Source organism: Cupriavidus basilensis OR16 (genome assembly GCF_000243095.1).
Classification (GTDB): Bacteria; Pseudomonadota; Gammaproteobacteria; order Burkholderiales; family Burkholderiaceae; genus Cupriavidus; species Cupriavidus basilensis_D.
Window position 1 is genome coordinate 36,087 of sequence record NZ_AHJE01000014.1, and the last position, 8,973, is coordinate 45,059.

At 65.2% G+C, this 8,973-nt stretch carries 9 protein-coding genes; 4 read left to right on the top strand and 5 right to left on the bottom strand.

What is annotated here, in order from left to right; translation table 11 throughout:
- Nucleotides 1-12: 12 nt before the first annotated feature.
- The gene (locus tag OR16_RS05240) at nucleotides 13-807 is read right to left on the bottom strand and encodes a DUF1835 domain-containing protein (RefSeq protein ID WP_006156916.1); all 795 of its coding nucleotides are present in this window, start codon (nucleotides 805-807) and stop codon (nucleotides 13-15) included.
- Between the two features lie 283 nt (nucleotides 808-1,090).
- Between OR16_RS05240 and OR16_RS05245 the strand changes: the two genes are divergently transcribed.
- Nucleotides 1,091-1,942: a L,D-transpeptidase gene (locus OR16_RS05245; protein WP_141639845.1), complete on the top strand. Its 852-nt coding sequence runs from the start codon at nucleotides 1,091-1,093 to the stop codon at nucleotides 1,940-1,942.
- A gap of 66 nt (nucleotides 1,943-2,008) precedes the next feature.
- Nucleotides 2,009-2,479 (top strand): universal stress protein, encoded by a 471-nt coding sequence (locus OR16_RS05250; protein WP_006156918.1) that lies wholly within the window; start codon nucleotides 2,009-2,011, stop codon nucleotides 2,477-2,479.
- A 4-nt stretch (nucleotides 2,480-2,483) separates the two neighbouring features.
- Here OR16_RS05250 and OR16_RS05255 read toward each other — a convergent pair whose 3' ends face one another.
- From OR16_RS05255 to OR16_RS05270, 3 genes are all read right to left on the bottom strand, one after another.
- Complete coding sequence (locus tag OR16_RS05255; RefSeq protein ID WP_043418555.1) at nucleotides 2,484-2,762, bottom strand: DUF1488 domain-containing protein; 279 nt, start codon at nucleotides 2,760-2,762, stop codon at nucleotides 2,484-2,486.
- 91 nt (nucleotides 2,763-2,853) lie between these two features.
- On the bottom strand, nucleotides 2,854-4,992 hold the full coding sequence (locus tag OR16_RS05260) for an FUSC family protein (protein WP_043418574.1): 2,139 nt from the start codon (nucleotides 4,990-4,992) through the stop codon (nucleotides 2,854-2,856).
- 514 nt (nucleotides 4,993-5,506) lie between these two features.
- Nucleotides 5,507-6,754, bottom strand: a complete 1,248-nt coding sequence (locus OR16_RS05270; RefSeq protein WP_006156921.1) for a nucleoside recognition domain-containing protein — start codon at nucleotides 6,752-6,754, stop codon at nucleotides 5,507-5,509.
- A 260-nt stretch (nucleotides 6,755-7,014) separates the two neighbouring features.
- On the opposite strand from OR16_RS05270, the gene OR16_RS05275 reads away from it, so the two are divergent.
- A complete protein-coding gene (locus OR16_RS05275; protein WP_043418560.1) occupies nucleotides 7,015-7,731 on the top strand; it encodes a GntR family transcriptional regulator in 717 nt (238 codons plus the stop codon).
- Nucleotides 7,732-7,953: 222 nt separating this feature from the next.
- Complete coding sequence (locus OR16_RS44445; protein ID WP_192816403.1) at nucleotides 7,954-8,124, top strand: hypothetical protein; 171 nt, start codon at nucleotides 7,954-7,956, stop codon at nucleotides 8,122-8,124.
- 10 nt (nucleotides 8,125-8,134) lie between these two features.
- On the opposite strand, the gene OR16_RS05280 is transcribed toward OR16_RS44445, so the two are convergent.
- The gene (locus OR16_RS05280) at nucleotides 8,135-8,530 is read right to left on the bottom strand and encodes a DUF488 domain-containing protein (RefSeq protein WP_006156924.1); all 396 of its coding nucleotides are present in this window, start codon (nucleotides 8,528-8,530) and stop codon (nucleotides 8,135-8,137) included.
- Between the last annotated feature and the right edge of the window lie 443 nt (nucleotides 8,531-8,973).

Genomic DNA, 8,973 nt, shown 5'->3' on the forward strand with positions numbered 1-8,973 from the left:
CGTTTTTTCTTTTTACTCGCCGCTGGCGGACAGGTTGCGGCGCAGCTCGCAGGTCTGCAGGGATTCGGCATTGCCCCGCAGCACCAGCTGGCCGGCGCCAATCAGCTCGCGGCAGCGCCAGAACACGAACCAGTCGCTGGCCAGCAGGCCTTCGATGGCGCCCATCACGCCGCCCACCACTTGCGCGGCTGGCGCCCATTCCAGCGGGGCGCGTTCCAGGATCACTTCATCGACCGTGCGGTAAGCCGCGGGCACCAGCGTATTGCCCTTCCACAAGCGGACGTCGGCGTTTTCCTTGACGTTTTGCTGCCACTCATAGCCCAGGCGGCCCAGGCGCAGGACCGAGACCGGGGCGATGGTAGAGAAGCGCCGTGCCAGGCGGGCCGCGGGATACATGCCGATGGCGGCCAGGTTGCCGCGCGCGGGCGCTTCCAGCTCGCGCAAGTCCATGGCCACTTCATTGATGCGCTGGGGTGATTGGTACAGGTGAAATACCACGCGGCGCAGCATCAACTGGTCGGACGCGCTCTGGCCATGCCAGATGGCGACTTCCAGCTCGTCCTTGCGCAGGCTGTGAAGCTGGTCGAGCGCCTGTTGCATTTCGGCGGCGAAGTCGATGTCGCTGTGCGGCGCCACGCGCTGCCAGAAACCGGAGCGGATGAGCCCGCTGTTGTCGACGTCAGCCAGCGGCCCGACGGCGAGGTCGTCGCGAAGCACGACGACCGGGTCGGGCCTGGCGGCCTGGGCGAGGGCTTGCCGTAGCGTGGTGCCCGCTACGTCGCCGTTGACGACATGGATGTATTGCATGGCCGTGATTGTATATGGATGCGACCTGACTAAGGCACGAAACGCGGCGGCTGAGCCGCAACGCTTGGTGCGCTGGCGATCGTTCGTCCCCGGGAAGCGGCGTCTGGCCTACCCAACGGAAATAGTCGGTGCCTTTGCGGTCTATATAGATAGACCGTCCGCCATTTCGGCGCGGCGACGACGGCGCGCTCCCGTGCGTCGGACTTGATCCTGCACAAGGCGCCGCGCCGCGTAAACGTCAACCATGGCGTATAGCCGCAACGCCTGTTTGAAGGAGGCAATCATGCCGTGTGCTCGCCCTGAGCGGGCCCGCGTCAAGGGTTTTTGGCGCTGGCTCGCACGCGTCAGACGTCTGGCGCCATCGACGCTGGTGGCGCTGGTGGCGCTCCAGTCATCACTCGCAATCGCCAACGAACTCAGCATGGTCCGGCAGGCGTTCTTGCAACAGGTGCAGCGCCACCTCAACCTTCCGGCGCCCATCGCCACGCGGTATGCCGGTTTGCTGGCGTCCGCGCTACAGGCGGACGGGCACGAGTCTGACGCAGGCGACTGGGCTGTGCTGGTCGATCGCAACCCGCGCGTCCAAGCCGCCATGCTGTTCGCGCGGCCTGCCGATGATGCACCGTGGCAGTGGGTGGGCGCCGCGCCCGTCTCGACAGGCAAGCCAGGCACTTTCGATCATTTCATTACCCCGACCGGCGTATTCAGCCACAGCATGGACAACATGGATTTCCGCGCCGAGGGTACCTACAACGAGAACGGCATACGCGGCTACGGCGTCAGCGGGATGCGCATCTATGACTTTGGTTGGGTCGATGCCCAACGCGGCTGGGGCAAGGGCGGGGAGAGCCAGATGCGCTTGCAGATGCATGCCACCGATCCGGACCGGCTCGAAGCTCGGCTGGGCCACCCGGCCTCCAAGGGGTGCGTGCGGATCCCCGCCACCCTGAATCGCCTCCTTGACCACTATGGGCTGCTGGACGCCGACTACCTGGCGGCCGTGCAGCGCGGTGACTCGCTTTGGGTCTTGGCACCGGGACGCGCGCCGGTAGCCCGGCCAGGACGCTATCTCGTGATCGTGGACTCGGGCACGCCAGGCGCGCGCGGAACGCCCGCGTCGCGCGGTGGCGAGTAGTATCGAATTCGGCGGAATGCAATGACGCTTCCGTCACTATCCGTGGTTCCTCTGGAGAAAATGGCAATGACAAATGCGGCTTATAAGAAGATCGTGGTGGCAGTGGACGGCAGCGCAACCTCCGACCTGGCGCTGGCCGAAGCCATCCGTATAGCGGGCACCGGGGACGCGCAAGTCCTCGCCGTATATGTCGTGGACAACGGCCAGCTTATGTTCGATGTCGCGTACTACGACCCGACACCCGTTCAGCAAGCCCTGGCTGAGAGTGGCGAACGCGCGCTGGCGGCTGCCGCGCAACGGCTGAGCGGGCAAGGCGTGCGCCATGAAACGCGGCTGGTCACCCAGCAAGCCGTGGGGGGCGACATTGCCGGCGCGGTGAACGAGGCTGCCGCCGATTGGGGCGCCGACCTCATCGTGATCGGAACGCATGGCCGGCGTGGCGTGCGCAGGCTGGTCTTGGGCAGCGTGGCTGAGTCCGTGATCCGGCAGGCTAGCGTGCCGGTGCTGCTGGTGCGGGGCCAGGCGGCAGAGGGCTGAGCCTTCAGCCTGCGAAGCGAATGTGCCCGCTACGTAACAGGATCTCACGTGCCTGGGTGAGCTCGAACAGGCCTTCGGCAATGCGTTCGATGCGCTGCCGGTGGCTGGTGAATGCCCGCACCAGGTCCTCCTCGCGTGGAGAGCAGGCGCCGAAATGTGTCTCGAGCGCCTCGGCCGTGATCGAATACAAGGTGGGTTGCCCGTTGACGGTCGCGGGGCAGGAGAGCGTCAGGCTAGCCGCACAGTAGGTGGGAACGCTGCGGGGAAAGGATATTTCGGGCATGGCGTGCCTCACACCGGTCACTGAGGGATGGAACCATTCTAGGTGATGGTTCCATGCGCGATGCGCGTAGCGTGCGGCGGCTTGACCATCATCAACCCGGGTATGGCAAATGCGGGCTGTCGGGTTTGGCCTGACCGCCCGCGAGCCGGTGCACTGCGGCCACGGCTGCGTGGACGGCGTTGACCTGGGCCGAGGCGAAGCTGGCCTGTTCAACCAGGAACTGGTCCAGCGGCGTGGCGGCGTCGGCCAGGATCTGGCCTGCGCGCGAAGTCACGCCCGCGCCGGGGTTTGCCGCCAGCTCGGACAACTGCGCGGCGAGACCCTGCAGCACTGCCAGCGTGGCCGGTTCCGGCCGGCTGCTGCCCGGCTCGGCCTCAAGCCCGGCGCGCACCAAGCCAGCCAGCGCCGCCATGCGCCTCAAGGTCAGGTGCAGTTGGGCATACTCCCGGGCCAGCTCCGGCGCGAGCTCCGCCACGCCCTGTTGCAAGGTTTGATCGGCCCGGCTCGATGTGCGCCCGGCCGCCACGCGCAAGGCTTCCAGCCGCGTCTGCGTTGGCGCGGGCGAGCGGGTGGGCGAGGTCGTGAATGCGCCGGCGCCGGCGAACGCCGCGCGCAGGTACGCGGCGTTCGCTGCCAAGGCGTCAAGGCTATGGCGATACACCCGCGACAGCTCGGCGCGCGGGGCCAGCACATAGTAGCTGGCCAGGGCGATCAGGCAGCCAAGTGCTGTGTCGATGCCCCGTAGCGCGGCAAAGTGGCTGCTGTCCGCCGTTGGCGCCCCAACCCACGAAAACAGGATCACTGCCGGCGTCAGGCACATGGCGAAAACGCCAGGACTGCCGGCGAGCCGAAAGGTATAGGCGGCTGCAAGGCATGCCGCGCTGATCGCCAGCGCAAGTGGTGCCGGTGGGTGGGACAGGCCGATGGCGCAGGCTAGCAGCGCGCCGGCCAGGGAGCCCGCGAAACGCAGGAACGAGATTTTCCGCGTGGTTTGCAGTTGGGGGCTAAGCACCATGATGACGGTGACCGCCACCCAGTATCCATGATCGACCTTCCAGAACTGTGCCGGCATCAGGCTCAGGCTGCCGGCCAGCGCCAGGCGCACCGCATGGCGGGTCACGCGGGCGTCGCGGGCAGTGTGCTCCGCAACCACGGCGCGCCAGCGCTGCCACGTCCGGCGCAGGGGGCGCCGCGGCCAACGGTACGCACGGCGCCAGTCGCCGAAGGCCGGAAACCGGGCCAGTGCGCCCAGCGCAGCTTGGTACAACGGCGGCGCCCCGGCATTCGGCAGCGGCGCGTGCAGGCGGCGTAGTTCGCCGGCCAGCGCCGCGCATAGCGACGGCAAATCGGGCGCATGATGCACCAGCCCCTCGCAAACCTGATCCCGGACATCGGTGACGCAACGCAGCAAATGGTGAAGCGGCAGGTGCTCGGCGCCGTCCATGTCGCCGGTTCTGGTGCCAGCGTCGTCGGCGCGGCTGCGCAGTTCGGCGGCAACGATCAGCAGGGCGAACATGGCATCGGCCAAGCTCACCATATAGGCATAGTGCATCAGCCCAAGCGGATCCCGCAGGCTGCGCCGCATGTTGATGGCCTGATGCGCGGCCTCGATCCGCTCACGGATGTCGCGCTTGAAGACCGTCGCATCGCCTACGGGGGCGTCGGCAGCCAGGTCCGAAGCAAAGCGTAGCAACGCATCGAACACCGCCAGTATCTCCGCGCGCGGCCGGGTGTCGCGCTCGGACCGGATCAGGGTCAGGCTCACGACGCAGGCGAAGATCCCGCCGATCAGGAACTCCTGGCTGCGGGCAAGTACACGCACGGCCAACTCCGCATCGTCGGTCGGTTGCAGGCAGGAGGCAATCAGCACCACATAGAGCAGCTTGGCCGAAAGCGCGGGTACGGGGCCGCGGGTTTCGGCCAGCCCGGCTGCCAGCCCGGCGATAAGCACCACGGCCAGCGCCGCCCACGGCGTCACGGCCGCTGCGGTGCCCAGGGCACATGCGGCCGCACCACCGATACCGACGGAGCCTAGCGCCGCCAGCCGTTCGGAGGCAGTGCCGCGGCGGTCGGCCAGGCAGGTCCAGATCGAAGCGGTTGCCGCCCAGAGATAGCCCGCTTCCCCGGTGAGCCATCCCGTGCCGGCCAGAACCAGGAACGAGAAGGCGTAGACCAGGCCTCTTTGCAACATCGAGGCATCGGGGCGGGGCAGGCGTAGCGCGCAAATCATGTCGGCAAGAAGCGTGGGGCGCTGCGAGGCGGCGATCCGCCCTGCCAGGCGCAAGGGACAGGCCGACTCTACGGGATCGGATGTTGCGTCGCAACATTTCACGCGAAAATCCACGTTTTACGCCGGAGCGGTGCGGCCTGGCCTCTTCATGGTGCAGTGGCTGAGCGGCTTTGGTGCGCCGGGCCGGATCGGCGGCGAGCCCTGCCATGCGCCGCTGTAGCAAGGGCACGCCGTAGTGGCCGGCAAAAAGCGGGCAAAAAAAACCCGCGCAGTTTCGTGCGCGGGCTGGAATCCACCGAGGTGGTGGAGGAGACAGACTCCACTATATATGATTTGTTGCGTCGCACCAAGCGGCATCTAGGCCAAGCGTGTCTGGCTTCACAAACATGTTGTTTGTAAGCAACAAGGTGGTGACCTAGTGCATTGGAAGACGGGTTCTCCTCTCGTTTTCTCTTGTTTTCGTCGACTGTTTGGCGGTGATTCATCGGTTTTCGCGCCGCATGGCGTCTCCGTTTCAGCGGAAAAACAGGTAGGCGATGCCGACCGCCGCGCACAAGCCGACAAGATCGGCGAACAGGGCACAGGCAAGCGCATGCCGTGTGTTGCGGATATTGACGCTGCCGAAGTACACGGCGAGCACATAGAAGGTGGTTTCAGTCGAGCCCTGGATGATCGCGGCGAGCTTGCCCTGGAAGGAGTCGACCCCATAGGTGCTCATGACGTCGATCATCAGGCCGCGGGCGCCCGCGCCCGACAGGATTTTCATCAACCCGACCGGTAGTGCGGGAACGAAGGCGGTGTCCAGGCCCAGCCAGGCAAAAGCGGCTGCAAGGCCGTGCATCAGGACATCCATGCACCCGGTCACCCGAAACAGCCCGATCGCCACCAGGATCGCCACCAGATAAGGAATGATCTGCACCGCGACCCCAAAGCCCTCCTTGGCGCCGTCGATGAAGGCATCGTAGACGTTGATGCCGCGCACGGCGCCGCAAATCAGGAAGACCACGACCAGCGTCAGGATGAAGCCGCTGCCGGCCAGGGCGGTGGTGGCGCTTACCTGTTCCGGGGGCGCGTGCCGCAGCCAGAGGAAGAGCCCGCCGACAGCCGCCGCCAGCAGCCCGAAGGCGGCCAGCACGGCTGGCTTGAGCAGGCTGAGCCGCTGCGTCCAGGCCACTGCCAGCAAGCCGGCGACGCAGGACACGCAAGTGGCGAGCAGGGTCGGAAGGAAGATGTCCGCGGCATTGAATCCGACCAGGCCTTGCTTGACCGCGATCGCTTGCCGCATGGCGATCACCGAGGTCGGGATCAGTGTCAAGCCAGCCGTGTTCAGCACGATGAACATGATTTGCGCATTGCTGGCGGTGTCAGCGCGAGGATTGAGCGACTGCAGCTCCCGCATGGCGTTAAGCCCAAGCGGCGTTGCTGCATTATCCAACCCCAGCATATTGGCTGACACATTCATCATCATCGCGCCCTGGGCCGGGTGACCCTGCGGAACGCCAGGGAAGAAGTGGCGCAATAGCGGGTTGACCACACGTGCGAATACGTCGACCACGCCGGCGCGTTCGCCAATGCGCATGATGCCCAGCCATAGACTCATGACGCCCGCCAGGCCAAGCGAAATCTCGAACGCGGTGCGTGCGTTGTCGAACAGGCTAGCCAGCATCGCCGGAAACACCGCGGTATCGCCTGTCGCCACGCGAATGCAGGCGACGACGAAGGCGATCAGGAAGAAGGATAGCCAGACCAGGTTGAGAGCCATCGGCGAGTGGGAGGCGGGGTTTGGGAGAGGCTACGCATCATAGCCTGCCGGGCCACGCCCCCGGCCCAAGGATGCCGCGTTGAGCCTGGGCCGTCGGGCCGGGCCATGGCGTGGGCCTTGGCACTGGCAAGGTGTGTCGCGCAAAAATCCGCAGTGCGCCGGTATACAATGTGGACAATACTGCCGCGGCCGCCTTGCCCGTTCACCTTGCGGGCCTGCGCCGCGATCCCTGATCCCTTTGCTGAGCCAAGCCAGAACCTATGTCCGACGCCCCTGGTACCGAACACGCTCTCTCTGGTTCGGATTCCGCTGGCGCCAGCCTTGGCGCCCAGCACTCCCCATTGTTTGCCCTGGTGACCGATACGTTGCGCGAGCGCATCCTCGGCGGGCAGTACAGCCAAGGCGAGCGCCTGGTCGAAAACAAGCTCTCCACTGAACTGGGTGTGTCGCGCATCCCCGTGCGGGAAGCGCTGCGCGCGCTAGCCGCCGAAGGCCTGGTGCGCATCGAGCCCCGGCGGGGCGCATCGGTGGCAACGCTGTCGCCGAACATCGCCAAGGAAATGGTGGAAGTGCGTGCCACGCTGGAGGGCCTTAACGCCAAGCTGGCCGCCCAGCGCCGTGACCCTGCCCTGATTGCAGAACTCAACGAAGTGCTGCGCCAGGGCACCGAGGCCGCCGCGAGCGGACGCTCGGAGCGCTTCATCGAACTGAATACACGCTTTCATGAGGTGCTGGGCAATATCGCAGCCAATAGCGTGCTGCAGGATATGGTGCGCACGCTCAGGGAGCGCACGGGCTTGCTGTTCGCGCCGGCCAACGTCACGCGCGCACGGCAGAACTGGGAAGAGCATGCACAGATCCTGCAGGCAGTCATTGCCGGCGATGCGGATCTGGCCGCGCTGCTGGCGACGCGGCACGTCTATAGCGCCGCCAAGGCAGCTGAAGATATGGCGGAGGTCGGGGCAGTGGGTTCCTGAGCGTTGGTAGATAGTATTCGATATACGAAAGTGATCCTATACCGAACCCAGTCTGCTTCCGACGCGGCAATTGTGTAGCTTGCCGTTGATTCTATTGATGTTCCAGGGCATTCAACAAGATGCGCACTGCCCCAGGGTGGGGCGTTTGCGTGCCCCGGTATGACGCATCGCACCAAAAATCGGTATACTGTCAATCCTGATGAATCACAATAGGGATTGACCATGGACTACCCGACGCCCGCCTATTTCCGGCAGTCGGTTGGCGAGCAACTGCTGGCCCACTATGCCGAGCGCGATGTGGTACGCCATCGCACGCCGCTCCTGCCCATTCGTTGGCCGAGCCTGCGTTCCTTGTTCCGTCGCCATTGCATGCGCGACCAAAAGGCGGTCTGACGGCATCAGCCTAAGATAGTGCGGCTCCGCGGGCCGCCAGCAGGGAGCGCAATATAGAGCGGTGGCATCTCTGCTCGTGTTCGCAATAGCAGCCAATCGAGAAATTCGTTTGCTGCGACATCGCGGCCAGCAGATCCAGCGTCCTGCTGGCTTCCGGGCGCGCCATCTCCGCGCGGAAGTGCCGCTCGAATGCCCGCCACGCCTTGTCATCTCCTTCGGCCTGTATCCCCAAGGCCTGCGCAACCAGTTCGGTAGAGGGCGAGAGGTTCGGAAACCACACATCGTAGTAGTCCCGCGTGGCGAACTCGGATTTCGGCACGCCGCGTGGCGGCCGGCGCACGGTGCCGATGCGGATTCCCTCGTCGGGCAGGCGGGGCGAGCCCAGCTTCACGATGCGAATGGTCATGCAAGTTTCTCCCTATATATAGAGTGAGCCGAGGACCCGTCGGCGGGCTTCGTCCGGTGCCGCCCGGTCCGTTCGGCGTCCATAGTTTGCCGCAGCCAGGTGGCTGCCGGCTAGCGCTGCCGATTGCCATGGTGCGGACTACTCTAGATGAGTCTCTTGAGGCGCTTTTATGCCAATATTAGGATCATTTCAGAAAAGGCTTGCCAGGACCGAGGGGGCGTCCTATTATTCGCCCCCTCGCACCACGAAAGACCGCTGCAAAGCAGACGGGACAAGGGTTGCGAGGTTGGCAGGGGTGGTTGGCGGCGCGCACGGCGCAGCGAGCTGAAGGAAAAAAACCTGTTGACGAAACGATGATCACGCTTCATAATCTCGTTTCTCTGCTGCAGCAAACGCAGCGACGCGGTAAGCAAAGCGAACCGCGGTAAGTTCTTTAACAAACA

Bases quoted from the DNA above. Each gene is read 5' to 3' on its own strand.
- OR16_RS05270 (WP_006156921.1), bottom strand. From the start codon at position 6,754: ATGGCTCTCAACCTGGTCTGGCTATCCTTCTTCCTGATCGCCTTCGTC.
- OR16_RS44445 (WP_192816403.1), top strand. From the start codon at position 7,954: ATGGACTACCCGACGCCCGCCTATTTCCGGCAGTCGGTTGGCGAGCAA.
- OR16_RS05255 (WP_043418555.1), bottom strand. From the start codon at position 2,762: ATGCCCGAAATATCCTTTCCCCGCAGCGTTCCCACCTACTGTGCGGCT.
- OR16_RS05245 (WP_141639845.1), top strand. From the start codon at position 1,091: ATGCCGTGTGCTCGCCCTGAGCGGGCCCGCGTCAAGGGTTTTTGGCGC.
- OR16_RS05275 (WP_043418560.1), top strand. From the start codon at position 7,015: ATGTCCGACGCCCCTGGTACCGAACACGCTCTCTCTGGTTCGGATTCC.
- OR16_RS05240 (WP_006156916.1), bottom strand. From the start codon at position 807: ATGCAATACATCCATGTCGTCAACGGCGACGTAGCGGGCACCACGCTA.
- OR16_RS05260 (WP_043418574.1), bottom strand. From the start codon at position 4,992: ATGATTTGCGCGCTACGCCTGCCCCGCCCCGATGCCTCGATGTTGCAA.
- OR16_RS05250 (WP_006156918.1), top strand. From the start codon at position 2,009: ATGACAAATGCGGCTTATAAGAAGATCGTGGTGGCAGTGGACGGCAGC.
- OR16_RS05280 (WP_006156924.1), bottom strand. From the start codon at position 8,530: ATGACCATTCGCATCGTGAAGCTGGGCTCGCCCCGCCTGCCCGACGAG.